The sequence below is a fragment of the Acidovorax bellezanensis genome (assembly GCF_025421555.1).
Taxonomy (GTDB): Bacteria; Pseudomonadota; Gammaproteobacteria; order Burkholderiales; family Burkholderiaceae_C; genus Comamonas; species Comamonas bellezanensis.
This window is the reverse complement of record NZ_JAODYH010000003.1, coordinates 634,177-658,104: the sequence shown is the minus strand read 5'-3', so window position 1 is coordinate 658,104 and position 23,928 is coordinate 634,177. Positions and strand designations below refer to the sequence as shown.

General features: G+C 64.6%; 21 protein-coding genes. 14 read left to right on the top strand and 7 right to left on the bottom strand.

Annotated features, from left to right (window positions below; translation table 11 throughout):
* Positions 1–21: 21 nt before the first annotated feature.
* Complete coding sequence (locus N0K08_RS06595; protein WP_261499299.1) at positions 22–606, bottom strand: YqiA/YcfP family alpha/beta fold hydrolase; 585 nt, start codon at positions 604–606, stop codon at positions 22–24.
* A gap of 89 nt (positions 607–695) precedes the next feature.
* Here N0K08_RS06595 and rodA point away from each other — a divergent pair, with 89 nt between their 5' ends.
* The 4 genes from rodA (at position 696) to N0K08_RS06575 (ending at position 5,723) form a co-directional block, all read left to right on the top strand.
* Positions 696–1,871, top strand: coding sequence for a rod shape-determining protein RodA (gene rodA / locus N0K08_RS06590; RefSeq protein WP_261499298.1), 1,176 nt, complete (start codon positions 696–698; stop codon positions 1,869–1,871).
* Between the two features lie 243 nt (positions 1,872–2,114).
* On the top strand, positions 2,115–2,447 hold the full coding sequence (locus N0K08_RS06585) for a YegP family protein (RefSeq protein WP_261499296.1): 333 nt from the start codon (positions 2,115–2,117) through the stop codon (positions 2,445–2,447).
* A 205-nt stretch (positions 2,448–2,652) separates the two neighbouring features.
* On the top strand, positions 2,653–4,113 hold the full coding sequence (tldD, locus tag N0K08_RS06580; protein ID WP_261499295.1) for a metalloprotease TldD: 1,461 nt from the start codon (positions 2,653–2,655) through the stop codon (positions 4,111–4,113).
* 455 nt (positions 4,114–4,568) lie between these two features.
* Entirely contained in the window at positions 4,569–5,723 is a 1,155-nt protein-coding gene (locus N0K08_RS06575; protein ID WP_261499293.1) for a 3-deoxy-7-phosphoheptulonate synthase, read from the top strand.
* 151 nt (positions 5,724–5,874) lie between these two features.
* Here N0K08_RS06575 and N0K08_RS06570 read toward each other — a convergent pair whose 3' ends face one another.
* Complete coding sequence (locus N0K08_RS06570; protein WP_261499292.1) at positions 5,875–6,225, bottom strand: YqcC family protein; 351 nt, start codon at positions 6,223–6,225, stop codon at positions 5,875–5,877.
* A gap of 146 nt (positions 6,226–6,371) precedes the next feature.
* Between N0K08_RS06570 and N0K08_RS06565 the strand changes: the two genes are divergently transcribed.
* Positions 6,372–6,683, top strand: coding sequence for a hypothetical protein (locus N0K08_RS06565; RefSeq protein WP_261499290.1), 312 nt, complete (start codon positions 6,372–6,374; stop codon positions 6,681–6,683).
* 132 nt (positions 6,684–6,815) lie between these two features.
* On the opposite strand, the gene mpl is transcribed toward N0K08_RS06565, so the two are convergent.
* Positions 6,816–8,240, bottom strand: a complete 1,425-nt coding sequence (gene mpl / locus N0K08_RS06560; RefSeq protein ID WP_261499289.1) for a UDP-N-acetylmuramate:L-alanyl-gamma-D-glutamyl-meso-diaminopimelate ligase — start codon at positions 8,238–8,240, stop codon at positions 6,816–6,818.
* A gap of 315 nt (positions 8,241–8,555) precedes the next feature.
* On the opposite strand from mpl, the gene N0K08_RS06555 reads away from it, so the two are divergent.
* From N0K08_RS06555 to N0K08_RS23345, 9 genes are all read left to right on the top strand, one after another.
* Complete coding sequence (locus N0K08_RS06555) at positions 8,556–9,155, top strand: hypothetical protein (RefSeq protein WP_261499287.1); 600 nt, start codon at positions 8,556–8,558, stop codon at positions 9,153–9,155.
* Positions 9,156–9,159: 4 nt separating this feature from the next.
* Entirely contained in the window at positions 9,160–9,747 is a 588-nt protein-coding gene (locus N0K08_RS06550; protein ID WP_261499285.1) for a TlpA family protein disulfide reductase, read from the top strand.
* 124 nt (positions 9,748–9,871) lie between these two features.
* Positions 9,872–10,315 carry an acetyl-CoA carboxylase biotin carboxyl carrier protein gene (gene accB / locus N0K08_RS06545; RefSeq protein ID WP_261499284.1) on the top strand — a complete coding sequence of 148 codons (444 nt, stop codon included), beginning with the start codon at positions 9,872–9,874 and terminating at the stop codon, positions 10,313–10,315.
* 114 nt (positions 10,316–10,429) lie between these two features.
* On the top strand, positions 10,430–11,785 hold the full coding sequence (gene accC, locus N0K08_RS06540; RefSeq protein WP_261499282.1) for an acetyl-CoA carboxylase biotin carboxylase subunit: 1,356 nt from the start codon (positions 10,430–10,432) through the stop codon (positions 11,783–11,785).
* An 84-nt stretch (positions 11,786–11,869) separates the two neighbouring features.
* Positions 11,870–12,754, top strand: a complete 885-nt coding sequence (gene prmA, locus N0K08_RS06535; RefSeq protein ID WP_261499281.1) for a 50S ribosomal protein L11 methyltransferase — start codon at positions 11,870–11,872, stop codon at positions 12,752–12,754.
* A gap of 49 nt (positions 12,755–12,803) precedes the next feature.
* The gene (locus tag N0K08_RS06530; protein WP_261499280.1) at positions 12,804–13,886 is read left to right on the top strand and encodes a DUF3426 domain-containing protein; all 1,083 of its coding nucleotides are present in this window, start codon (positions 12,804–12,806) and stop codon (positions 13,884–13,886) included.
* Positions 13,887–13,905: 19 nt separating this feature from the next.
* On the top strand, positions 13,906–14,802 hold the full coding sequence (locus tag N0K08_RS06525; protein WP_261499279.1) for a carbohydrate kinase family protein: 897 nt from the start codon (positions 13,906–13,908) through the stop codon (positions 14,800–14,802).
* 54 nt (positions 14,803–14,856) lie between these two features.
* Positions 14,857–15,885: a metal-dependent hydrolase gene (locus N0K08_RS06520; RefSeq protein ID WP_261499278.1), complete on the top strand. Its 1,029-nt coding sequence runs from the start codon at positions 14,857–14,859 to the stop codon at positions 15,883–15,885.
* A gap of 174 nt (positions 15,886–16,059) precedes the next feature.
* Entirely contained in the window at positions 16,060–17,151 is a 1,092-nt protein-coding gene (locus N0K08_RS23345) for a hypothetical protein (RefSeq protein WP_456301227.1), read from the top strand.
* Positions 17,152–17,237: 86 nt separating this feature from the next.
* Here N0K08_RS23345 and N0K08_RS06510 read toward each other — a convergent pair whose 3' ends face one another.
* The 4 genes from N0K08_RS06510 to N0K08_RS06495 form a co-directional block, all read right to left on the bottom strand.
* On the bottom strand, positions 17,238–18,326 hold the full coding sequence (locus N0K08_RS06510) for a ribonucleotide-diphosphate reductase subunit beta (protein WP_261499277.1): 1,089 nt from the start codon (positions 18,324–18,326) through the stop codon (positions 17,238–17,240).
* A 272-nt stretch (positions 18,327–18,598) separates the two neighbouring features.
* Positions 18,599–21,469, bottom strand: a complete 2,871-nt coding sequence (locus tag N0K08_RS06505; protein ID WP_261499276.1) for a ribonucleoside-diphosphate reductase subunit alpha — start codon at positions 21,467–21,469, stop codon at positions 18,599–18,601.
* Between the two features lie 402 nt (positions 21,470–21,871).
* Positions 21,872–22,507: a 1,6-anhydro-N-acetylmuramyl-L-alanine amidase AmpD gene (gene ampD, locus N0K08_RS06500; protein ID WP_261499275.1), complete on the bottom strand. Its 636-nt coding sequence runs from the start codon at positions 22,505–22,507 to the stop codon at positions 21,872–21,874.
* Positions 22,455–23,924 (bottom strand): sigma-54-dependent transcriptional regulator, encoded by a 1,470-nt coding sequence (locus N0K08_RS06495; protein WP_261499274.1) that lies wholly within the window; start codon positions 23,922–23,924, stop codon positions 22,455–22,457. The genes ampD and N0K08_RS06495 overlap by 53 nt, the downstream gene beginning before the upstream one ends.
* Positions 23,925–23,928 lie beyond the last annotated feature (4 nt).

Sequence of the window (23,928 nt, the reverse complement as noted above, 5' to 3'; positions counted from 1 at the left end):
CGGTGCCGGGCTGCGTGGGTCTCAGGGCAGCGCCAGGAAGGCGCTGATGCGGGGGATATGGCGGGCGAAGTCGCTGAGCGCGTGCTCGCCGCCCTCCTGCAGGGCGATCTGCGCCGTGGGATAACGGGCCACCATTTCCCGCCAGTCCAGCACTTCGTCGCCCTTGGCGATGAAGGCCAGCTCGGGCGCGGCTGCGGGCAGGCCGTGCGTGTCCAGGGCCTGCAATTCGTCAATGAATTCGGGCTGGAAGAAAAAATGCTCCGCGGGGTCGTGCCAGGCGGTTTGCTCGCCGATGTAGCGCGCCAGGTCGCGCGCGGGGAACACCGCCGGATTGAGCAGCACGCTGGGGCAGCGGCGCTGCTGGGCGAACCAGCTGGCGTAGAAGCCGCCGAGCGACGAGCCCATCACCGCCGTCGTGGCGCGCGGCCAGTCGGCCGTGCCCGCCAGCAGCAACTGCGCGGCTTCGCGCGGCGAAGGCGGCAACTGCGGGCACCACCAGTGCACGCTCGGGTGGTGGGCCGCGACGTAGTCCGCCATCTGCTGCGCCTTGAACGATTGGGGGGAAGAGCGAAAACCGTGCAGATAGAGCAGATGGGTGGTGGGCATGGCGATCAGAAGCAGTGCGACACCGCCATTGTGGCCTGCTGCCCCGTGGCCGTCGACGGATTTGCCCGGCAACGGATAATCGCGGCCATATGTCTGCAGCAGAATTCGATAAGCCCTCGGCCCTTCAACGCATAGCGCCGCTGTTTCGCGGTTTTGACGGCCCTTTGGTGCTGTTGGTGCTGCTGCTCACCTCCATCGGCCTGACGGCGATGTACTCCTCGGGCTATGACCACGGCAGCCGCTTTGCCGATCATGGCCGCAACATGCTGATTGCCGTGGGCTTGCTGTTCCTGGTGGCCCAGGTGCCTCCCCAGCACATGATGAAAGTGGCCGTGCCGCTGTACCTGCTGGGCGTGGCGCTGCTGGTGGCGGTGGCGATGTTCGGCATCACCAAGAAAGGCGCCCAGCGCTGGGTGAATGTGGGCGTGGTCATCCAGCCCAGCGAATTGCTCAAGATTGCCACGCCGCTGATGCTGGCCTGGTGGTTCCAGCGGCGTGAAGGGCAGTTGCGCTCGGCGGATTTTGCGCTGGCCCTGCTGCTGCTGATGGTGCCCGTGGGGCTGATCATGAAGCAGCCCGACCTGGGCACGTCGCTGCTGGTGATGGCCGCCGGCCTGTCGGTGATCTTCTTTGCTGGCCTGTCCTGGAAGCTGGTGCTGCCACCGGTCGTGCTGGGATTGATAGGCATCGGGCTCATCGTCTGGTTCGAACCCCAGCTGTGCGCCGACGGCGTGCGCTGGCCGGTGCTGCATGAATACCAGCAGACGCGCATCTGCACCCTGCTCGATCCCACGCGCGATCCGCTGGGCAAAGGGTTTCACATCATCCAGGGAATGATTGCCATCGGCTCGGGCGGCATCTGGGGCAAGGGCTTCATGGCGGGCACGCAAACCCATCTGGAATTCATTCCCGAGCGCACCACCGATTTCATCTTCGCCGCCTTTTCCGAAGAGTTCGGCCTGTTGGGCAATCTGTTGCTGATCGTCGGCTTTCTGCTGCTGGTGTGGCGCGGCCTGGTCATCGCCTCGCGCGCCCAGCAGCTGTTCGCGCGGCTGATGGCGGCGGCGGTGGCCATGATTTTCTTCACCTATGCCTTTGTCAACATGGGCATGGTCAGTGGAATCTTGCCGGTGGTGGGCGTGCCTTTGCCTTTCGTCAGCTATGGCGGCACGGCCATGGTGACGCTGGGATTGGCGTTGGGCGTGCTGATGTCGGTGGCGCGTTCACAGCGCCAACTGCCCCAGGACGTGGCGCTGGCCCGTTGAGCGCTGGCTGTTCCGTGGTGCAAATGTTAAAAAATGTGAGCAAACGCTGGTGATCCCTACTGTTTTTCACAGAGTTCAAGCAGGTTATTCCAGTGTGCACATGGGTCTGTAGCTATTGTTTTTGATTTTTCGCGCGGAGCTTCTTTCATTGCGGTAAGTGATGCTAAATGTTACAAATGCGCAGCCGGGCGCAGCGACAGTGCTGTGACCTGCGGCAAATGTCAGTCCTGCAGGAGAACTTCCATGACCGCCAAATTCGAACTCAAAAAGTCACGGAACGACAAGTTCCTCTTCAACCTGCTGGCTCGCAATGGCCAGATCATCCTTTCCAGCGAGATGTATGAGGCCAAGGCCAGCGCGCTCAACGGCATCGAGTCGGTGCGCAAGAATGCCGTCGATGACAAGCGCTACGACTCGCTCAACGCCAAGGATGGCTCGCCCTATTTCACGCTCAAGGCGACCAATGGCCAGATCATCGGCCAAAGCCAGATGTATTCCAGTGCCCAGTCGCGCGACGCCGGCATTGAATCGGTGAAGAGCAACGCGCCGGTCGCGGTGCTGGACGATCAGACTTAGGACACCCCCTGAGCCGCTTCGCGGGTCCCCCTCTCATCCTGCGGTGGAGGGGGGCGACACCATCGCTGCGGGGCGGCCCTTGCTCGGTGTCTCCTTGCTGGTTCGCGCCAGTTTCCGAGGGCGTGGGCGGTGCGAGTCGTGAAAAGAAACAGCCTTTGAACGGCTGCATGCGCCGAGGGAATGGGGTGGTGCCTACAATGGCGTAATGATCTCCCGCGAACCCACTATCGAACGCCTGGCCACTGCCCGCAGCTTGTTGCTCGAGCCCTTTGGCCTGGATGAATCCCACCTGGCACGCGCCCTGGCCGAGATCCGCTCGCACCAAGTCGACGACGCTGACCTGTATTTTCAATACACCCGTGCCGAAGGCTGGAGCCTGGAAGAGGGCATCGTCAAGACCGGCTCCTTCAGCATTGACCAGGGTGTGGGCGTGCGCGCCGTGAGCGGCGAGAAAACGGCGTTTGCCTATTCCGACGACATTTCCGAAGCGTCCTTGCTCGACGCCGCGCGCACGGTGCGCAGCATTTCCAGTTGCGCCCAAAGCCAGCGCGCCAAGGTGGTGCGCCCCAAGATTGTGGGCAGCCGCTCGCTGTACCCCGGCATCGATCCCATTGCCACGCTCGACAGCACGGCCAAGGTGGAACTGCTGGGCCGGGTGGAAAAACTCGGCCGCGCCAAGGACCCGCGCGTGGTGCAGGTCATGGCGGGACTGGCCAGTGAATACGACGTGGTGCTGATCGCGCGTGCCGACGGCACGCTGGCGGCCGATGTGCGCCCGCTGGTGCGCCTGTCGGTGACGGTGATCGCCGAACACAAGGGCCGGCGCGAAGTCGGCTCGGCCGGCGGCGGTGGCCGCTTCGGCCTGGCCTATTTCAGCGAAGAGCAGATCAGTCAGTATGTGGATGAGGCTGTGCATGCGGCCCTGGTCAACCTCGAGTCGCGTCCCGCGCCGGCCGGTGAAATGACCGTGGTGCTGGGCTCGGGCTGGCCTGGCATCCTGTTCCACGAAGCCGTGGGCCACGGCCTGGAAGGCGACTTCAACCGCAAGGGTTCGAGCGCGTTCAGCGGCCGCATCGGTCAGCGCGTGGCGGCCAAGGGCGTCAACGTGCTCGACGACGGCACCATCCCCGATCGCCGCGGTTCGCTCAATGTGGACGACGAAGGCTGTGCCTCCCAGCGCAATGTGCTGATCGAGGACGGCATTCTCAAGGGTTACATCCAGGACTCGATGAATGCCCGCCTGATGGGCGTGGCGCCCACGGGCAACGGCCGGCGTGAAAGCTATGCGCACATTCCCATGCCGCGCATGACCAACACCTACATGACCGGCGGTGACCGCGAGCCCGAGGAAATCGTGGCCAGCATCAAGAAGGGCTTGTACGCGACCAACTTCGGCGGCGGTCAGGTCGACATCACCAGCGGCAAGTTCGTGTTCTCGGCCAGCGAAGCCTACTGGGTGGAAAACGGCAAGATCCAGTACCCCGTCAAGGGCGCCACCATCGTCGGCAGCGGCCCTGAGTCGCTCAAGAAGATCAGCATGATAGGCAACGACATGCGCCTGGACCCCGGCGTCGGCACCTGTGGCAAGGAAGGCCAGAGCGTGCCCGTGGGCGTGGGCCAGCCTACGCTGCGCATCGACGGTCTCACGGTGGGCGGAACCGCCTGAGACTGGCCCGGCAGCAAGCACACCAAGCAAAGAGGGCTGTTCAGCCCTCTTTTTTTGCGCCTTTTCAGGCGCTGATCATGCGTGCCGCGGGCATGGTCTTCGATGAAAAAGGCGATATTTAATTTCTGGAATTTCCGCTGAATTCAATTGCCGTAACCGCTCTCTGCGCAGTTTTCTTGCGTTTGATTGCTGTATGGAAGGCTAAACGCAGGTTTGTTGAGTGATGTGTTGCCTTGAGGCAACGCGGTTGCATGCCCCGGCGGGATCGGTCTGTGATACATTTTCAACCTATGAATGCAGCGCGCGCTTACTTTTCCTATTTTTGGTTCTCTGTCCCAGGCGGATGAGAGGCGAGCGCACAAGCACCCGAAAGAACTCTCTAAAAAACCGCCGAAGCTGAAAAGCTCGGCGGTTTTTTTTTGGCCCTGATTCCTCGTCTTCCACGAAAGCAATCGATGAACGCTCCTACCGCTTCCGCCAGCGATTCCTGGTATCGCAGCTCTGTGCAGAAAACTGGCCAGACTGACGACGAACGTATCAAGGACATCACTGTGTTACCCCCACCAGAGCATCTCATCCGCTTCTTCCCCATCTGCGGGACACCAGTGGAAAGCCTGATCAGCAATACGCGGCTGAACATTCACCGCATCATGGCGCGTGAGGACGACCGTCTGCTGGTCATCATCGGCCCCTGCTCCATCCATGACCCCGCGGCGGCCATCGATTACGCCCGTCGTCTGGCCGTGGTGCGCGAGCAGTACAAGGACACGCTGGAGATCGTGATGCGGGTGTACTTCGAGAAGCCACGCACCACCGTGGGCTGGAAGGGCCTGATCAACGACCCCTACCTCGACCAGAGCTACCGCATCGACGAAGGCCTGCGCATTGCACGCCAGCTGCTGATCGACATCAACCGCCTGGGCGTGCCAGCGGCCAGCGAGTTCCTGGACGTGATCTCGCCCCAGTACATTGCCGACCTGATCAGCTGGGGCGCCATCGGCGCGCGCACCACCGAAAGCCAGGTGCACCGCGAACTGGCTTCGGGCATCTCGGCGCCCATCGGCTTCAAGAACGGCACGGACGGCAATATCCGCATCGCCACCGACGCCATCCAGTCGGCCGGCCGCGGCCACCACTTCCTGTCGGTGCACAAGAACGGCCAGGTGGCCGTCGTCAACACCACGGGCAACCAGGACTGCCACGTGATTCTGCGCGGCGGCAAGACGCCCAACTATGACGCGGCCAACGTGGCAGCGGCCTGCGCGGACCTGCGCGCCGCCGGCCTGCCCGACACCTTGATGGTGGACTGCAGCCACGCCAACAGCTCCAAGCAGCATGAGCGCCAGAAAGACGTGGCCCGCGACATCGCCGGCCAGGTGGCGGGTGGCTCGGACTCGGTGTTCGGCCTGATGATAGAAAGCAACATCAACGCCGGCGCGCAGAAGTTCACGCCCGGCAAGGACGATGTGGCGACGCTCAAGTACGGTCAGAGCATTACCGATGCCTGCCTGAGCTGGGAAGACTCGCTGCAAAGCCTGGCCGAGCTGTCGCAGGCCGTGCAGGCCCGCCGCGTGCACCAGGCGGCTCCGGCTGAGGCTGCGCTGGCGTGAATGTAGGCACCCCCTGAGCGGCTTTGCCGCTCCCCCCTCTCAACCTTCGGTGGAGGGGGGCGACAGCCTCGCTGCGCGACGGCGCTTGCTCGCTGTCTCCTTGCTGGGCTGCGTCAGTTTCATGTGCCGGGCTCAGTGCCCGGCGCTTTGTTCAGGCGTCGGGGACGTGACCGGTGTTGAGCACCCGGTCTATTTGCTGCAGGCTGGCCAGCAGTCGGCTGCAGTCCAGGGGGGCAAGCCGTCCGAACTCGTGCTCGCCCAGGGCGTGGGTGTTGCAATTGCCTGGCAGCGGGCTGTGGGCGTCGATCAAGGCGTTCAGGCGCGGCACGAACACCCATTGCAGCCACTGGTGGAATTCCAGCGTGTCGTACATGAAAGGCATGGTCGAGGCCATGGCTTCGGCACTGGGCGGTACGGTGGACCACAGGTCCAGGGCGCGCATCTCCGCTTCCAGCGCCTGGAGCCGCTCCAGGAGTTCATGGTGCTGAGCAGTAAGAGACATGGTGTCGCCTGTGTGTCGAGGAAAAGGGGGGAGGGTGATTTTAGCCAGCCCTGGCCGAAACTGCTCGCAGTCCCGCTGGCGTCCGCGCAGGGATTGGGTTTAAGCTGGCCTCAGTTTTTGTTCCCTCCATCCGCAGAAAGGCCTCCATGCACAGCGAAGTGACCGTGATCCTGTCCCCTGAACAAGAATTCCGTGCCGACTTGCGTGGAGTGGAGCCCATGGCCCACGAAGCCGCGCGCCGCTGGCTGGACGAGCAATTCACGACCCTCGATTGCGAGCCCTTGCGCCCCAGCGGCAAGGTGCTGCTGGCCGACAAGCTGCTCACGGTGGCGCACGCCGCCGGTGCCGCCCGGCTGGGCAACCCCGACTGGCTGCAAGCCTTTGCCCGGGCCGCGACCGGCGTGATGGCGCGGCCGGTGATACGCATCAACGTGCCGGCAATGACCGTAGGGTATTGAAGCCCAGGGGCAGTACCGACAGCCCCACGCAACTGGCGTGCTCCAGCAAGGGGGCAGCGAGCAAGCGCCGCCGCGCAGCGAGGCTGCCGTCCCCCTCCACCGCAGGATGAGAGGGGGAAGCGACGAAGTCGCTCAGGGGGTGGCCAATTTCACCAGCAGCTTGTCATGCACGCCGCCAAAGCCGCCATTGCTCATGCAGACCACGCTGTCGCCAGGGCGTGCGGCAGCCACCACCTGCGCGACCAGGGTGTCGATGTCGGCGGCAGTCTGCGCGCGCTTGCCCGGGCCCACGCCCAGGGGCGCGAGGGCCGCTGCCGCATCCCAGTCGAGACCGGCCGTGTGGCAGAACACCAGGTCGGCGTTTTCCAGCGACCAGGGCAGCAGCGCTTTCATCGCGCCGAGCTTCATGGTGTTGCTGCGTGGCTCGAATACCGCCAGGATGCGATGGCCTTTGGTCGCGCCGCGGTGCAGGCCGTCGAGCGTGGTGCGGATCGCCGTGGGGTGATGGGCGAAATCGTCGAATACCTGGATGCCGCGCACCGTGCCGCGCAGTTCCATGCGGCGCTTGACGTTCTGAAAGCGCTCCAGGGCCGCGCAGGCCTGGGCGGGCGTCACGCCCACATGCTCGGCGGCGGCGATCGCCGCCAGCGCATTGAGCTGGTTGTGCACGCCCGACAGCGACCATTCCAGCCGCGCGACGGTCTTGCCGCGGCGCAGCACATCGAAAGCGTGGGGCTCGCCCTGGGCGCTGAAGTCGCTGACCACGGAGCCAAAGTCGCAGACATCGCTCCAGCAGCCCTGGTGCAGCACCCGGGTCAGGCTTTCTTCCAGTGCGTTGACCACGATACGTCCCGAGGACGGCACCGTGCGCACCAGGTGGTTGAACTGGCGCTCGATGGCGGCCAGATCGTCAAAGATGTCGGCGTGATCGAATTCCAGGTTGTTCAGGATGGCCGTACGCGGGCGGTAGTGGACGAACTTGCTGCGCTTGTCGAAGAACGCCGTGTCGTACTCGTCGGCTTCGATCACGAACAGTGGTTGCTGGCCCGTCGGGCCCGGGCCTGCGACGGGGCGCGTGGCGGCGCCGAGCCGGGCCGAAACGCCAAAGTCCAGGGGCACGCCGCCGACCAGAAAGCCGGGCTGCAGGCCCGCGCATTCCAGAATCCAGGCCAGCATCGACGTGGTCGTGGTCTTGCCGTGCGTGCCGGCCACGGCCAGCACATGGCGGCCGCGCAGCACATGCTCGCTGAGCCACTGGGGACCGCTGGTATAGGGCGCGCCCGTGTCCAGAATCGCTTCCATCAACGGGAACTTGGCGCGCCCGTCAGGCAGGCGGGCGCGGCTGACGACATTGCCGACCACGAACAGATCGGGCTTGAGGCCGATCTGGTCGGCGTCATAGCCTTCGATCAGCTCAATTCCCAGGGAGCGCAACTGGTCGCTCATGGGTGGGTAGACGCCGGCATCGCAGCCAGTGACGCGGTGACCCGCTTCGCGTGCCAGCGCGGCCAGTCCGCCCATGAAGGTGCCGCAAATCCCCAATATATGTATGTGCATGGCCGGGGATTCTACGTTTGGCGCGGGCCGGCCGGGCGCTACGCCGCACCGCGGTGACAAGGCTTTGCAAAATGGGGCCCCCACGCTTGCTCACTTCGCGCAGCCGCGCTGGGGGCGGAGCCCCCCAAATGTATCTTGCCTGGGAGCCATCCTCCACCTTGGGGCGGCCCGGCGGCGGCGGGTTACGCGCGTCCACGCCGGGGGTGAATCACCGCTGGCGTGCTGGGGCGATGGCAAGCCGCTATTCTGTGGGGGTATCACTGAGCCAGTGCCGCGGGATTTTGTGCCGGATAGGCGTTTTTTTTGGGGGGCCGTATGCAGCAAGACTCTTTCCTGGATGAAATCGCCCACTCCGCTGCGCGCCTGGTGGTTGAGGAAGGCCTCGATTGGGGCGCCGCCAAGCGGCGTGCCTTGCGCGATCTGGGCCTGCCGGTGCGCACCGCCTTGCCGGACAACGAGCGCGTCGAAGACGCCGTGCGCGAGTACATTTCGCTGTTTTGCGCCGACACCCAGCCGGCCGAGTTGCGCGCGCTGCGCTGCCTGGCACTGGAGTGGATGGAGCGCATGGCGGAGTTTCGCCCGCACCTGGGCGGCGCGGTCTGGCGCGGCACGGCCACGCGCCTGTCCGACGTCTATCTGCAGTTGTTTTGCGATGACTGCAAATCGGCGGAAATCGCGCTGATCAACCACCATGTAGAGTACGACCCGAGCACGGTCACCGGTTTTCACGGCGAGCCTGTCGAAGCGCTGAGCCTGGGCGTGATGTGCCGTGAGCTGGATGTCGTCGTGGGCGTGCATTTGCTGGTGCATGACCTGGACGATTTGCGCGGTGCGCTCAAGCCCGATACCCGCGGGCGCAGTCCGCGCGGCGATGCCGCGGCCCTGCGGCTGCTATTACAAGATAAACAAGCCTGAATCCATGACCCAACGCCTGAAGCTTTCCCCGAATTCCGCCGCGGCCGATGCCGCCTTGCCTTCGCGGGCGCGTCGCCGCTGGCTGTTTGCGGGGGTGGCCGGCACGGCGGCGGTGGCCGGCGCGGGTCTGGCCTGGTGGCGGTTGACGCCGGGTGCGGCCGAGGCCGGTATCGAAGAGGCGTTGTGGATGCAGACTTTCGCTACGCCCGAAGGCGCGCCGCTGCCCATGGCCGCCTGGCGTGGTCGCCCGCTGCTGGTGAACTTCTGGGCCACCTGGTGTCCGCCCTGCGTGCGCGAACTGCCCATGCTCAGTGAATTCGCCGGCCGGCAGGCGCAGCACGGTGTTCAGGTGGTAGGCTTGGCGGTCGACAAGGTGCCGGCGGTGCAGAAATTCCTGCAGCGCCAGCCCTTGAGCTTTCCGGTGGGCATGGCCGCCGACGGCACCGGGCTGGCCCGCCAGCTGGGCAATCTCAACGGCGGCTTGCCGTTTACGGTCTTTCTGGGCCGCGATGGCCGGCTGCTGCAACGTAAAATAGGCGAGTTGACGGCGCAAGACCTTGCGCAGTGGGTAAAAAGCCTGCCTTCGGCATGAGATTTTCCCCTTGTAAACCCGAATCTCCCTAGCGATGTTGGTGAAAAATGTGCCGCGAAGCGATCAGTAGGGCGAAATTGGAGTAAATTCGCGCCCTTATTAAGTTTTAGTCGCTGGAGCTCCCATGGATTTGCGAAAACTCAAGACCTTGATCGATCTGGTCTCTGAATCGAATGTGTCAGAGCTGGAAATTACCGAGGCCGAAGGCAAAGTGCGTATCGTCAAGAGCGAAGGCAAGATCGTGCAGCAGTACGTGGCCGCGCCCATGCCCGCGCCTGCCGCCGCACCTGTCGCCCCCGCCGCAGAGTTGCCCGCCCCAGTGGCCGAGATGACTGGCCACGTGGTGAAGTCGCCCATGGTGGGCACGTTCTACCGTTCTTCCAGCCCAGGCGCCAAGCCGTTTGTCGACATTGGCACCGAAGTCAAGGAAGGCGAAACCATCTGCATCATCGAAGCGATGAAGATCCTCAACGAGATCGAAGCCGACAAGTCTGGCAAGGTCACCCGCATCCTGGGTGAAAACGGCCAAGCTGTCGAGTACGGACAACCGCTGTTCGTGATCGAGTGATCCGCGAGTCTGTGATGCTGCGTGAAGCAAAAAGTAGCAGCCGCGCTTGTCGCTCGGCTGAGCCAATGACAGTGGCGTGCGCCAATACGCAGGCACTGCGCTGCGAGGACTTCCATGTTTAAGAAAATTTTGGTGGCCAACCGGGGCGAAATTGCCCTGCGCATCCAGCGCGCCTGCCGCGAATTGGGTGTCAAGGCCGTGATGGTCTATTCCGAAGCCGACCGTGACGCCAAGTACGTCAAGCTCGCCGACGAAGCCGTATGCATAGGCCCCGCGCCTTCGCCGCTGAGTTACCTCAGCATGCCGGCCATCATTTCAGCTGCCGAGGTGACCGACGCCGAAGCCATTCACCCCGGTTACGGTTTCCTGAGCGAAAACGCCGACTTCGCCGAGCGCGTGGAGAAAAGCGGCTTCCAGTTCATCGGACCGACGCCTGAGTCGATCCGCATCATGGGCGACAAGGTCTCGGCCAAGCAGGCCATGATCAAGGCGGGCGTGCCCTGCGTTCCCGGCTCCGACGGCGAACTGCCCGACGATCCGGTGCAGCTGCGTCGCATCGCCAAGGCCGTGGGCTATCCCGTGATCATCAAGGCCGCAGGCGGCGGCGGTGGCCGTGGCATGCGCGTGGTGCATACCGAAGCCGCGTTGGTCAATGCTGTGCAGATGACCAAGGCTGAAGCCGCCGCGGCGTTCGGCAATCCTGCGGTGTACATGGAAAAGTACCTGCAGAACCCGCGCCACATTGAAATCCAGATCCTGGCCGACAAGTTCAAGAACGCCGTCTACCTGGGCGAGCGCGACTGCTCCATGCAGCGCCGCCACCAGAAGGTGATCGAAGAGGCGCCCGCGCCCGGCATTCCACGCAAGCTGATCGAACGCATCGGCGAGCGCTGCGTCGCGGCCTGCAAGAAGATCGGCTACCGCGGTGCGGGCACGTTCGAGTTCCTGTTCGAAAACGGCGAGTTCTACTTCATTGAAATGAACACCCGCGTTCAGGTCGAGCATCCCGTGACCGAAATGATTTCGGGCGTGGACATCGTCAAGACGCAGATCATGGTCGCGGCCGGCGAGAAGCTGCCGTTCACCCAGCGCCAGATCGAGCTGCGCGGCCACGCCATCGAGTGCCGTATCAACGCCGAAGATGCGTACAAGTTCACGCCGTCGCCAGGCCGTATCACGACCTGGCATGCGCCGGGCGGCCCGGGCGTGCGTGTGGACTCGCATATCTACACGAACTACTTCGTTCCCCCGAACTACGACTCGATGATCGGCAAGCTGATCGTGCACGGCGACACCCGCGAGCAGGCCCTGGCCCGCATGCGCACGGCGCTGCTGGAAACCGTGGTCGAAGGCATCAACACCAACATTCCCCTGCACAAGGATTTGATGGTGGATGCGAAGTTCATGGAAGGCGGCACGAACATCCACTATCTGGAAGAGTGGCTGGCGCTGCGCAACCCCAAACGATGAGTCGAGCCATCTGGCTGTGACCTCACATGCTGGCCTCTGGCGACGGAGGCCAGCATTTTCATTTTTCAGGAAAGGAACGGCGTCATGTTTGAACTGAGCCTGTTGTGCCCGGAAGACCGGGTTGAAACCATCAGCGATGCCTTCGATGCGCTGGACGCATTGAGCGTGTCGGTCGAAGACGCCGACGCACAGACCGAGGCGGAACAAGCCCTGTTCGGCGAGCCTGGCATGCCACCGCCCAAGGATGGCTGGCAGCGCAGCCGCGTGGTCGCGCTGTTTCCCACCGAGGAACTCGCACAGGAAGCGCGCCAGCTGCTGAGCCTGCAGGACTTCTTCGAAGGCTGCACGGTGCTGGGCGTGAACAACGTGCCCGAGCAGGACTGGGTGCGTCTGACGCAGTCCCAGTTCACGCCCGTGGACATCACCCCCGAATTCTGGATCGTGCCGACCTGGCACGAGCTGCCAGCCCAGGCCAAGGTCAGCATTCGCCTCGACCCCGGACTGGCCTTTGGCACTGGCACCCATCCCACGACGCGCATGTGCCTGCGCTGGATCGCCCGCCAGCCCGAGGGCTCGCTGGGTCGGGTGCTGGACTACGGCTGCGGCTCGGGCATCCTGGCCATAGGCGCTGCCAAGTTTGGCGCGGTGGACATCGACGCCGTGGACATCGACACCGCGGCCGTGGATTCGACGCTGCTCAACGCCCAGGCCAACGAGGTGCAATTGTCGGCCGGTCTGCCGGACCAGGCGCGTGGCGAATACGGCACGGTGCTGGCCAATATCCTGGCGTCGCCATTGAAGATGCTCGCGCCTTTGCTGTGCGCCCATGTGGCCGCCGGCGGCCGTCTGGTACTGTCCGGTATCCTGGAGCGCCAGGCCGACGAGCTCAAAGAGGCCTATGCGCCCTGGATCGCGCTGGAAGTGGCGGACAGCGAAGACGGCTGGATACTGATGACGGCTTCGCGCTGAACGATACTTTTACGCATACGGCCACCCCACTTTTTGCCAGGAACTGCCGATGAGCCAGATCACGCGCTGCCCTTCTTGTGGAACGATGTTCAAGGTGGTGGCCGACCAGTTGCGTATTTCCGAAGGCTGGGTGCGCTGCGGCCAATGCCAGGAAGTGTTTGACGCCACGCAGTCCATGCTGCCGGCCGATGGCGAACCTTTCGCCGAGCCTGTCCCACCGGCGGTCTGGCGCACGCCCGACAGCGATACGGAGTTTGCCAGCGCACTGGCTGCGGCGGCACAGCCGCCCGCGCCTGTAGAGCAGGGCGCGCCGGTCGCCGCTGCGGGTTATGAATTGCCTGCGGCGGCTGAGGATGAGGATGAGGCTTTGCCGCCAGCGGATAGCGCATCCGATGCATCGCAGCCCGCGGCCGCGCCAGAAACTGAATCCGTGGCAGTGTCCGAGCCCGAAGTCCAGGCTGAGCCCGAACCCGAAGCAGAACCCGAGCCCGAAGCAGAACCCGAGCCCGAAGCAGAACCCGAGCCCGAAGCAGAACCCGAGCCCGAAGCAGAACCCGAGCCCGAAGCAGAACCCGAGCCCGAGCCCGAGCCTCTGGACCTGGCGGAGCCCGCCGTCGAGCCGGGTTTTGTGCGCGCCGCGCGGCGAAAAGCTTTCTGGCAGCGCACGGGCGTGCGCGCAGCGCTGGGCATGGGCAGCGGCGTCCTGGTGCTGGGCCTGGCTGCCCAGGTCGCGCTGCAGGAACGCAATGCGCTGGCCGCCTGGCAGCCGTCCCTGCGTCCGGCGCTGCAAAGCCTGTGCGGTGTGGCGGGCTGCACGCTGGCCGCCCGCCAGGACATAGGGCAGATGGTGATTGCCAGCTCCGCGTTCACGCGCACGGCGCGCGCAGACGGCTACCTGCTGGCGCTGACCATAGAGAACCAGGCCAGCACGCCGCTGGCCATGCCGGCGGTGGAGCTGACCTTGACCGATGTGCAGGACCGGCCCGTGTTGCGGCGGGTCTTGCTGCCGGCGCAGCTTTCCGCTCCGTCCACGCTGGAGGCCCAGGCCGAATGGAGCGTGAGCATTCCGGTGGCCGTCACCGAAACCGATGCACGTATTGCGGGCTATCGCGCCCTTGTCTTCTACCCCTGATTTCTGGAAACCCACTCCCATGGCTGCCATCATTTGCGGATCGTTCGCGTTCGACACCATCATGACTTTCGAGGGCCGGTTTGCCGACCAGATCCTGCCCGATCAACTGCACATTCTCAATGTCTCGTTCCTCGTGCCTACGCTGCGCCGTGATTTCGGCGGCTGCGCGGGCAACATCGCCTACAGCTTGAAGCTGCTGGGCGGCGAGCCCCTGCCCATGGGCATGCTGGGCAGCGATGGCGGCAGCTACCTGGAGCACCTGCGCGAATGCGACATCTCGACCCGCCATGTGGGCGAGAGCACCGAGATCTACACCGCGCAGGCGATGATCATGACGGACCTCGACAACAACCAGATCACGGCTTTCCACCCCGGCGCGATGTCGCATGCGCACCTGCTGCAGATCACGGCCGAGACGCCGGCAGCGGTGGGCATCGTCGCTCCCGACGGACGCCAGGCCATGATCGAACATGCTGCCCAGTTCAGCGCCGCGGGCATTCCTTTTGTCTTCGATCCAGGCCAGGGCCTGCCGATGTTCAATGGCGAGGAGCTCAAGACTTTCATCGCCCAGGCCAGCTGGATTGCCGTCAACGACTATGAAGCCAAGGTGCTCAGCGAGCGCACCGGCATGGACCTGGCGGCGCTGTCGCGGGAAGTCCGGGGCCTGGTCGTGACGCTGGGTGCCGAGGGCTGTGAAGTCTGGGAGCAGGGCGTCAAGACGCTGGTCGCCCCCGTCGCACCCAAGCAGGTCGTGGACCCCACGGGCTGTGGCGATGCATGGCGCGGCGCGCTGTTGTTCGGTCTGGAAAAAGGCTGGTCGCTGGTGCGCTGCGCCGAGCTGGGCAACCGCGTCGGCGCGCTGAAGATCGCGAGCAAGGGCCCGCAGAACTACCGCCTGGATTTCACTCCGAATTGATCACCAGCCGCCTTTGCAGAGGCGGCCTTTTTTTGATTCTCATCCAGGGTTGCCATGGATTCCGTTTCGCAAATCGCCCTGGGCTCGGCCGTGGCCATTGCCACCATGGGGCGCCGCACCGCGGTGTGGAAAGCCGCCCTGTGGGGCGCGGTGGCGGGCACATTGCCGGACCTGGATGTGTTCATCGACTATGGCAATGCCCTGGCCAACATGGTCAACCACCGCGGCAACAGCCACTCCCTCTTGTACCTGCTGGTATTTTCCGTGGGCCTGGGTTGGGGCATTGCCAGGCTGCACGGTGAAAGCCGCCAATGGATGCGCTGGTGGCTGGCCATGGCGCTGGTCCTGCTCACGCACCCGATACTCGACTGGTTCACGGTGTACGGCACGCAGCTGCTGCGGCCTTTCTCCACCCAGGCCTACGGCCTGGGCAGCGTGTTTGTCATCGATCCTCTCTATACCTTGCCGCTGCTGGTCGGCGTGCTGCTGGCGCTGCGGCGCAAGTTTTTTGCCGGCTTGCGCGCCAACCAGATCGGCCTGCTGCTCAGCAGCCTGTACCTGGCCTGGAGCGCGCTGGCCCAGCAGCATGTGAGCGATGTGGCCCAGGCTTCGCTCAAGGCCCAGCGGAGTGCCGCCCAGCGGAATGCCGCCCAGGACATAGCTGCCGAGCAGTTGCTGGTGACGGCCACGCCTTTCAATACCGTGCTGTGGCGCGTGGTAGCCCTGGACGGCGCGCATTATTGGGAAGGCTTCTATTCGCTGCTGGATGCGGACCGCGACATGGCCTGGAGTCGCCATGACCGGGGGCTGGCGTTGCAGGCGCAATACCCGCAGCCCGACCAGCCGGTGCAGCAGCTGGCGCGTTTTGCCCAGGGCTATGTGCGCATGGAGCAGAACGGCGATGCGCTGTACCTGACCGACCTGCGCATGGGGCAGGAAGGCAGCTACAACTTCCACTTTCTGCTGGGCAGTCCGGCCGAGCTGGCCTCGGGGCTGTATCGCGTGCAAAAGCAGTCCATGACCATGCCGGTCAAGCAGGGCCTGCAGGCACTGTGGCGGCGCATCTGGGGCCGGCCGGTGTGATTCCGGGCGCCGCGCCCGTCCCATAAAAAAAGCCCGAAACCTTGCGGTTCCGGGCTTTTTGCTGGGGGGCTCATGCCTCAGGGCTTGGTGCCTGTGGGGAAGGGCCAGGCGGCTTGCGGGTTCAGTGCAGTTTGTGCAATGGGTGCAGCGGCGGTGGCCGGAGCAGCAGGGGCCTTGGCAGCCTTCTTCGCGGCAGCTTTCTTTGCGGGTGCAGCAGCCTTCTTGGCAGGTGCGGCCTTTGCCGGAGCGGCAGCCTTGGCAGGTGCAGCAGCCTTCTTGGCAGGTGCGGCGGCCTTGGCAGGAGCAGCAGCCTTCTTCGCAGGTGCAGCAGCCTTCACGGGAGCAGCAGCCTTCTTGGCGGGTGCAGCAGCCTTGGCAGAGGCGGCCTTTGCAGGAGCTGCAGCCTTCTTCGCAGGTGCGGCAGCCTTTGCCGGAGCAGCAGCCTTCTTCGCAGGTGCGGCGGCCTTTGCGGGAGCAGCAGCCTTCTTGGCAGGTGCGGCAGCCTTGGCGGGAGCAGCAGCCTTCTTCGCAGGTGCGGCAGCCTTGGCAGGAGCAGCAGCCTTCTTGGCGGGTGCGGCAGCCTTGGCAGGAGCAGCAGCCTTCTTCGCAGGTGCGGCAGCCTTGGCAGGAGCAGCAGCCTTCTTCGCAGGTGCGGCAGCCTTGGCAGGAGCAGCAGCCTTTGCCGGAGCAGCAGCCTTCTTCGCAGGTGCGGCAGCCTTGGCAGGAGCAGCAGCCTTCTTGGCGGGAGCGGCAGCCTTAGGCGCAGTAGCCTTCTTGGCGGGAGCGGCAGCCTTAGGCGCAGCAGCCTTCTTGGCGGGAGCGGCAGTCTTAGGCGCAGCAGCCTTCTTGGCAGGAGCGGCAGCCTTGGCCGAAACCGTGGACTTCTTGGTCACCGCGGCTTTGGTAGAGGTTGCAGCTGGCTTGGCGGCAGCTGCAGCCTTGGGGGCTGCGGCTTTCTTTGCCGCAGCGGCGGGCTTGGCGCTCACGGGCTTCTTGGTGGCAGGTGCGGGCGTTGCTGCGGCCTTGGGCGCAGCAGCTTTCTTGGGTGCCGCAGCCTTGGTCACGGTCGGGGCCTTGGCCGCCGCCTTGGTGGCGGGAGTAGCCGCTTTTTTCACGGACTCTGCCGGGGTTGCAGTCGAGGCCTTTTTGTCGGCCGTTTTTTTCGCAGTTGCCATCATCTTCTCCTTAGTCGATTTTTACAAAACACTTCGACTGCACATGGGCAGGAAGCGATTCATAGCGATGTGGAGTGACGCATCGCAATGAACACGGAATCGCCCCGCGCAGCACCTGAAATCAAGGTGGTGTGCAAAGGGCGGTTTATGTGTGCCATTGTGCCTGCTGGCAAGCGATTAATCCCAGGAAAGTGCGCCTCCGGACTGATACTCGATGACGCGTGTCTCAAAGAAGTTACGTTCCTTCTTCAAATCGATCATTTCGCTCATCCATGGGAACGGATTTTCTTCGCCGGGGAACAGCTCTTCCAGACCAATTTGCGTGGCCCGGCGATTGGCGATGTAGCGCAGGTAGCCCTTGAACATCGATGCGTTCATGCCCAGCACGCCGCGCGGCATGGTGTCTTCGGCATAGGCGTATTCGAGTTCGACGGCCTTGGCGAACAGGGCCTTGATCTCTTCCTTGAACTCGCTGGTCCAGAGGTGGGGGTTTTCCAGCTTGAGCTGATTGATCAGGTCAATGCCGAAGTTGCAGTGCATGGACTCGTCGCGCAGGATGTACTGGTACTGCTCGGCGGCACCGGTCATCTTGTTTTGCCGGCCCAGGGCCAGGATCTGCGTGAAGCCGACGTAGAAGAACAGGCCTTCCATCAGGCAGGCGAAAACGATCAGCGACTTGAGCAGCGTCTGGTCGTTTTCGGGCGTGCCGGTGTGGAAGTTGGGGTCCATGATCGCCTCGATGTAGGGGATCAGGAACTCGTCCTTGTCGCGGATCGACTTGACTTCGTTGTAGGCGTTGAAGATCTCGCCTTCGTCCAGGCCCAGCGATTCGACGATGTACTGGTAGGCGTGGGTGTGGATGGCTTCCTCGAAGGCCTGGCGCAGCAGGAACTGGCGGCATTCGGGCGCCGTGATGTGGCGGTAGGTGCCGAGCACGATGTTGTTCGCGGCCAGCGAGTCGGCCGTGACGAAGAAGCCCAGGTTGCGCTTGACGATGCGGCGCTCGTCTTCGGTCAGGCCGTTCGGGTCTTTCCACAACGCGATGTCGCGCGTCATGTTCACTTCCTGCGGCATCCAGTGGTTGGCACAGGTGGCCAGGTACTTTTCCCAGGCCCACTTGTACTTGAACGGCACCAGCTGGTTGACGTCGGTCTTGGCGTTGATGATGCGCTTGTCGGCGGCATTCACGCGCTTGAAGGCGCCAGGTGCCGGGGCGGCGTCGGCTGGCGTGTTGGAGGAAGTGTTGTCGTCGTCAAAGGTCAGCATGGTGTATTCCTGTAGATGGCGTGCAGTGGGCGTTGTCGGCACGGCGATGGGGCCGGGTGGCCGTGGCGGAGGGGCGTGGCAGGCAAGACATTTGCGATGCGATTCGCACCACCGCAGCCGGTGCAACGTTGCAGGCCCAAGGCCCTGGGGACAGCGCAGCCTGAGGCAGGCTTCCCGAGAACATATATTTTTGCAGAAAGGTGAATGGCCCGCGCCTCACCGTTTCTGCGACCCTGCCCGGCTGGAGGCCGGACAGGGCGGAGCTCAGCTGCTTACTGGCAGGCCTCGCAACCTGGGTCGTCGATCGCGCAGAACTTGACGTCCGTCGCAGGCGACATGGCCAGGGCGGCAGCGGCTGCCTTTTCCAGCGCGCTGGGCGCAGCCGGAGCGGCCGAGGACACGGCGTTGTGCGTGCTGCGTTGCACCGTCGACTTCTCGGCCTGGGTGGCGCTGCTGGTGCGCAGGTAGTAGGTGGTCTTGAGACCGCGCAGCCAGGCCAGCTTGTAGGTGTCGTCGAGCTTCTTGCCCGATGCACCGGCCATGTAGATGTTCAGGCTCTGGGCCTGGTCGATCCACTTCTGGCGGCGCGAGGCGGCTTCGACCAGCCATTCGGGCGAGACTTCGAACGCCGTGGCGTACTGGTCCTTGATTTCCTGGGGCACGCGGTCGATGGGGCGCAGCGAGCCGTCGAAATGCTTCAGGTCCATGACCATCACGTCATCCCACAGACCCAGGCGCTTGAGGTCACGCACCAGGTAGTTGTTGATGATGGTGAATTCACCCGACAGATTGGACTTGACCGACAGGTTGCCGAACGAAGGCTCGATCGAGGCGTCCACGCCAACGATGTTGGAGATGGTTGCCGTGGGGGCGATGGCCACGCAATTGGAGTTGCGCATGCCGTCGGCCGCGATCTTGTTGCGCAGGCCGTCCCAGTCCAGGCGCATGGAGCGGTCGACTTCGACGTAGCCGCCACGTGCCTTTTCCAGCAGGTTCAGCGTGTCCAGCGGCAGGATGCCCTGGTCCCACAGCGAGCCCTTGAAGGTCGAGTAGCTGCCGCGTTCCTTGGACAGCTCGGTCGAAGCCCAGTAAGCGTAGTAGCAGATGGCTTCCATCGACTGGTCGGCGAACTCCACGGCCTGCATCGAGGCGTAGGGCATGCGCATTTCGTACAGCGCGTCCTGGAAGCCCATCAGGCCCAGGCCCACGGGGCGATGGCGCAGGTTCGAGTCCTTGGCCTTTTGCACCGCGTAGTAGTTGATGTCGATCACGTTGTCGAGCATGCGCATGGCCGTGGTGATGGTCTTGCGCAGCTTGTCGTGGTCGAGCTTGCCGTTCTTGATGTGGCGCACCAGGTTCACGGAACCCAGGTTGCAGACAGCCGTCTCGGTGTCGCTGGTGTTGAGCGTGATTTCGGTGCACAGGTTGGACGAGTGCACCACGCCTACATGCTGCTGGGGCGAGCGGATGTTGCACGGATCCTTGAAGGTGATCCATGGGTGGCCGGTCTCGAACAGCATGGACAGCATCTTGCGCCACATGTCGGTGGCGGGCAGGGTCTTGTGCAGGCGGATTTCACCGCTGGCGGCCTTGGCTTCGTAGGCCGTGTAGGCCTTCTCGAATTCGATGCCGTACAGGTCGTGCAGATCGGGCACGTCGGCGGGCGAGAACAGGGTCCAGGAACCCTTTTCGATCACGCGGCGCATGAACAGGTCGGGAATCCAGTTGGCCGTGTTCATGTCGTGCGTGCGGCGGCGGTCGTCGCCGGTGTTCTTGCGCAGTTCCAGGAACTCTTCGATGTCCAGGTGCCAGCTTTCCAGGTAGGTGCAGACAGCGCCCTTGCGCTTGCCGCCCTGGTTCACGGCCACGGCCGTGTCGTTGACGACCTTGAGGAAAGGCACGACGCCTTGCGATTCGCCGTTCGTGCCCTTGATGCGCGAACCCAGTGCGCGCACGCGGGTCCAGTCGTTGCCCAGGCCGCCGGCAAACTTGGACAGCAGCGCGTTTTCCTTGATGGCGTCGTAGATGCCTTCGAGGTGGTCAGGGACCGTGGTCAGGTAGCAGCTCGACAGCTGCGAACGCAGCGTGCCGCTGTTGAACAGCGTGGGCGTGCTGCTCATGAAGTCGAAGGAGCTCAGCAGCTCGTAGAACTCGATGGCGCGCGCATTGCGGTCGGTTTCGCCCAGCGCCAGGCCCATGGCCACGCGCATGAAGAAGGACTGGGGCAGCTCGATGCGCTTCTTGTGGACGTGCTGGAAGTAGCGGTCATACAGCGTCTGCAGACCCAGGTAGTCGAACTGCTGGTCGCGTTCGGCCTTGAGGGCTTGGGCCAGGCGGGGCAGGTCGTAGTTGAGCAGCTCGGGGTTGAGCAGTTCGTTGTCGACACCGTTTTGCACAAAGCCGGGGAAGTAGTCGACATAGGCCTGGCCCATGTCGGCGGGCGCGACATCGCGGCCCATGACTTCACGCACGATGGTGTGCAGCAGCAGACGCGCGGTGGCGTAGGTGTAGTCGGGGTCTTTTTCGATCAGCGTGCGCGCGGCCAGGATGGCGGCCTTGAACACTTCGTCGATCGGCATGCCGTCGTACAGGTTGCGCTGGGTTTCCTGCACGATGGGATCGGGCTGGATGTCGGCGTTCAGGCCCTTGCAGGCGGCTTCGATCAGCGTCAGCAGGCGAGCCTGGTCCAGCGGCACGCGCTGGCCGTTGTCGGTGACATGCAGCACGGGCGCGGCAGCGGCAGCGGGCTGGCTGGCCTTCTTCTGCTCGGCGCGCTCCTGGTTGCGGCGCTCGCGGTACAGCACGTAGGCACGGGCGACTTCATGGTGGCCGCCGCGCATCAGGCCCAGTTCGACCTGGTCCTGGATGTCTTCGATGTGGAACGTGCCGCCGCCTGGACGCGAGCGCACCAGTGCGCGCACCACGCCTTGCGTGAGCTCGTCCACCATTTCGCGCACGCTGGACGAGGCCGCACCCTGGGCACCGCGCACGGCCAGGAAGGCCTTGGTCACGGCGACGGAGATTTTTTGCGGCGTGAAGTCCACGACATCGCCGTTGCGGCGCATGACGTGGTACTGCTCGGAAGCCGAGGCGGTCGCTGCATCGGCGGACGCAGTGGAGACGGGGTTCAACGCTTCTTGCATGGATTCCTCTTGGGCGTTTAAGTGATGGCGCTGTAGCGGTGGAGGGCCGTCAGCACGGAGGTAGCTTGTCCACAAGCCGTGCACATGCTGTGCACAACTTTTTAACACTAAATGTAGTGTTTGTGGATGGCTTCGACCACTACAGGTAGTGTCTTTGGTTCGGGTGCTAGTGTAGCGCGGAGGCTCGGCCGAATGGGCAAAACTGGCTCGAAACCCTTGGCGATGAGGAGGAATGCGGGGCCCTTTCGAGGCGCTGATACGGGCCTGCGCGGTGGCAGTGCCAGTGTCCGCGCGGGCTCGCGGCGAAGCGCGGCGTCTGCGAGCGCGGCAAATTTTTTTTGCCGGCGTGGTGAAAAAGCAGGACCCCACGCAGACTCCGATTGACGTTGCCGGAAAAACGGCTTAAGTGCCCGGCGGCCAGTCCAGCGCGGCGCCCGACAGCGCGCCGCGCAGCCGTGGCCAGTCGAAGCCGGGTCCGGGATCGAGCTTGCGGCCCGGGGCAATGTGCTCGTGGCCGGCCACATGGCGTATGGGGTAGTGGGCGGCGAGGTCGGCGCACAGCTGGGCCAGCGCCGCGTATTGCGCCGATTCGAAGCTCAGGCCTTCGAGGCCTTCGAGTTCTATGCCGATGGAGTCGTCGTTGCAGTTGTCGCGCCCGCGCCAGCAGGACGCGCCCGCATGCCAGGCGCGTTGATCGCAGTCGACGAACTGCCAGATCCGGCCTTCGCGGGTGATGAAGAAATGCGCCGAGACCTGCAGGCCGCGTATGCCCTGGTAATAAGGGTGGGCGTCCCAGTCGAGCTGGTTGGTGAACAGCTGCTGCACGGCCCCTGTGCCGTATTCGCCCGGCGGCAGGCTGATGGAATGCAGTACCACCAGGTCGATCTGCGCGCCCTCGGGCCGGGGGCCGCAGTTGGGCGAGGCCAGGGCCTGGGCGGCCCGGTACCAGCCGCCATCCCAGCCGCTGTCGGTGGGCGTGGCGGAATCAGCCGGCGGCGGGGTCGGAGGTGTCGGAGCTGTCGGAAAGGTCGCTGTCATGGGGTGCGGTGATGTTCAGGCGCGCGATGCGGTAGCGGATCTGGCGCAGGCTGATGCCCAGCCGTGCGGCCGTGGCGGTGCGGTTGAAGCCCAGCTCGTGCAGGGCGCGCACCAGGATGTCGCGCTCCTGCTGGTCCAGCCAGGCTTGCAGGTCGTGGGGCAGGGGGGCGGGCGCGGCCGGGTTGTCGGGGCTGGCCGGCGCCGCAGCCAGGCACGCCGCGCCGGCGTCGGAGGGGCTGCCCTTGAGCGACAGCACCTGACCTTCGCTGAGCGTGAGCGCGCGGTGCAGCTGGTTTTCCAGTTCGCGCACATTGCCGGTGAGCGGCAACTGGGCCAGCTGCTCCAGCACCTGGGGCGACAGCACGGGGACGGCGCAGCCGGTGTCGGCCGCGATGCGCGCCAGCAGGACCTCGCACAGGGCCGGCAGGTCTTCGCGGCGTTCGCGCAGCGGCGGCAAATGGATTTCTATGACGTTGAGCCGGTAATACAGGTCCTGGCGAAAGCGCCCGGCGGGCACTTCTTCGGCCAGGTCGCGGTGGCTGGCGCTGACGATGCGCACGTCCACCGGCTCTTCCTGGGTCGAGCCCAGAGGGCGCACGCGCCGCTCCTGGATGGCGCGCAGCAGCTTGGCCTGCATGGCCAGCGGCAGGTCGCCGATCTCGTCCAGAAACAGCGTGCCGCCGCGCGCGGCCTGGAAGTAGCCGCCGCGGTCCTGGGTGGCGCCGGTGTACGAACCTTTGCGGGCGCCGAAGAATTCGGCTTCCAGCAGGTTGTCGGGAATGGCGCCACAGTTCACCGCCACCCAGGGGCCGTCGGCGCGGTGGCTGCAGGCGTGCAGCGCGCGCGCGACCAGCTCCTTGCCGGTGCCGGACTCGCCCTGCACCAGCACCGGAGCCATGCCTTTTGCGACCTTGAGGATGTTCTGCTTGACGGCGCGCATGGCCGGCGATTCGCCCACCAGCTGCGCCAGTGCGGTCTCGGAGTCGGCCATGTCGGCCGTGGGGCCGGCGTTGCGCGCGCGGCGCGGCGCACCGCCGCCTTCGGCCGCACGGTGCACGGCCGAGGCCACGACGGCGCGAAACTGCTTGAGGTCCACGGGCTTGCTCAGGTAGTCGAAGGCGCCGGCCCGCAAGGCTTCGACCACGTTGTCGGCCGAGCTGTGGGCGGTGATGACCACGCAGCGCTCGGGGCGCTGCTGCGCGCGCAGGTCATGCAGCAATTCCAGCCCCAGACCATCGGGCAGGCGCATGTCGGTGAGCACGGCGTCGAAGCGCTGGGCCTGCAGCCGCGCGCGCGCCTGCTGCACGCTGTCCGCGGTCTCGACACGGTAGCCCTCGCGCAGCAGGGTCAGCTCGTAGAGCGTGCGCAGGTCGGGTTCGTCATCGACGACCAGGATGGAAGCAGCAATGTCAGGCATGGAG

Excerpts from the sequence above, each read along its gene's own strand:
- N0K08_RS06495 (WP_261499274.1), bottom strand. The coding sequence starts at position 23,924 with ATGCCTGACATTGCTGCTTCCATCCTGGTCGTCGATGACGAACCCGAC.
- N0K08_RS06585 (WP_261499296.1), top strand. The coding sequence starts at position 2,115 with ATGACCGCCAAATTCGAACTCAAAAAGTCACGGAACGACAAGTTCCTC.
- N0K08_RS06520 (WP_261499278.1), top strand. The coding sequence starts at position 14,857 with ATGGATTCCGTTTCGCAAATCGCCCTGGGCTCGGCCGTGGCCATTGCC.
- N0K08_RS06575 (WP_261499293.1), top strand. The coding sequence starts at position 4,569 with ATGAACGCTCCTACCGCTTCCGCCAGCGATTCCTGGTATCGCAGCTCT.
- N0K08_RS06525 (WP_261499279.1), top strand. The coding sequence starts at position 13,906 with ATGGCTGCCATCATTTGCGGATCGTTCGCGTTCGACACCATCATGACT.
- N0K08_RS06595 (WP_261499299.1), bottom strand. The coding sequence starts at position 606 with ATGCCCACCACCCATCTGCTCTATCTGCACGGTTTTCGCTCTTCCCCC.
- N0K08_RS06505 (WP_261499276.1), bottom strand. The coding sequence starts at position 21,469 with ATGCAAGAAGCGTTGAACCCCGTCTCCACTGCGTCCGCCGATGCAGCG.
- N0K08_RS06570 (WP_261499292.1), bottom strand. The coding sequence starts at position 6,225 with ATGTCTCTTACTGCTCAGCACCATGAACTCCTGGAGCGGCTCCAGGCG.
- tldD (WP_261499295.1), top strand. The coding sequence starts at position 2,653 with ATGATCTCCCGCGAACCCACTATCGAACGCCTGGCCACTGCCCGCAGC.
- mpl (WP_261499289.1), bottom strand. The coding sequence starts at position 8,240 with ATGCACATACATATATTGGGGATTTGCGGCACCTTCATGGGCGGACTG.
- N0K08_RS06555 (WP_261499287.1), top strand. The coding sequence starts at position 8,556 with ATGCAGCAAGACTCTTTCCTGGATGAAATCGCCCACTCCGCTGCGCGC.
- N0K08_RS06550 (WP_261499285.1), top strand. The coding sequence starts at position 9,160 with ATGACCCAACGCCTGAAGCTTTCCCCGAATTCCGCCGCGGCCGATGCC.
- accC (WP_261499282.1), top strand. The coding sequence starts at position 10,430 with ATGTTTAAGAAAATTTTGGTGGCCAACCGGGGCGAAATTGCCCTGCGC.
- N0K08_RS06530 (WP_261499280.1), top strand. The coding sequence starts at position 12,804 with ATGAGCCAGATCACGCGCTGCCCTTCTTGTGGAACGATGTTCAAGGTG.
- N0K08_RS06565 (WP_261499290.1), top strand. The coding sequence starts at position 6,372 with ATGCACAGCGAAGTGACCGTGATCCTGTCCCCTGAACAAGAATTCCGT.
- ampD (WP_261499275.1), bottom strand. The coding sequence starts at position 22,507 with ATGACAGCGACCTTTCCGACAGCTCCGACACCTCCGACCCCGCCGCCG.
- prmA (WP_261499281.1), top strand. The coding sequence starts at position 11,870 with ATGTTTGAACTGAGCCTGTTGTGCCCGGAAGACCGGGTTGAAACCATC.
- N0K08_RS06510 (WP_261499277.1), bottom strand. The coding sequence starts at position 18,326 with ATGCTGACCTTTGACGACGACAACACTTCCTCCAACACGCCAGCCGAC.
- rodA (WP_261499298.1), top strand. The coding sequence starts at position 696 with ATGTCTGCAGCAGAATTCGATAAGCCCTCGGCCCTTCAACGCATAGCG.
- accB (WP_261499284.1), top strand. The coding sequence starts at position 9,872 with ATGGATTTGCGAAAACTCAAGACCTTGATCGATCTGGTCTCTGAATCG.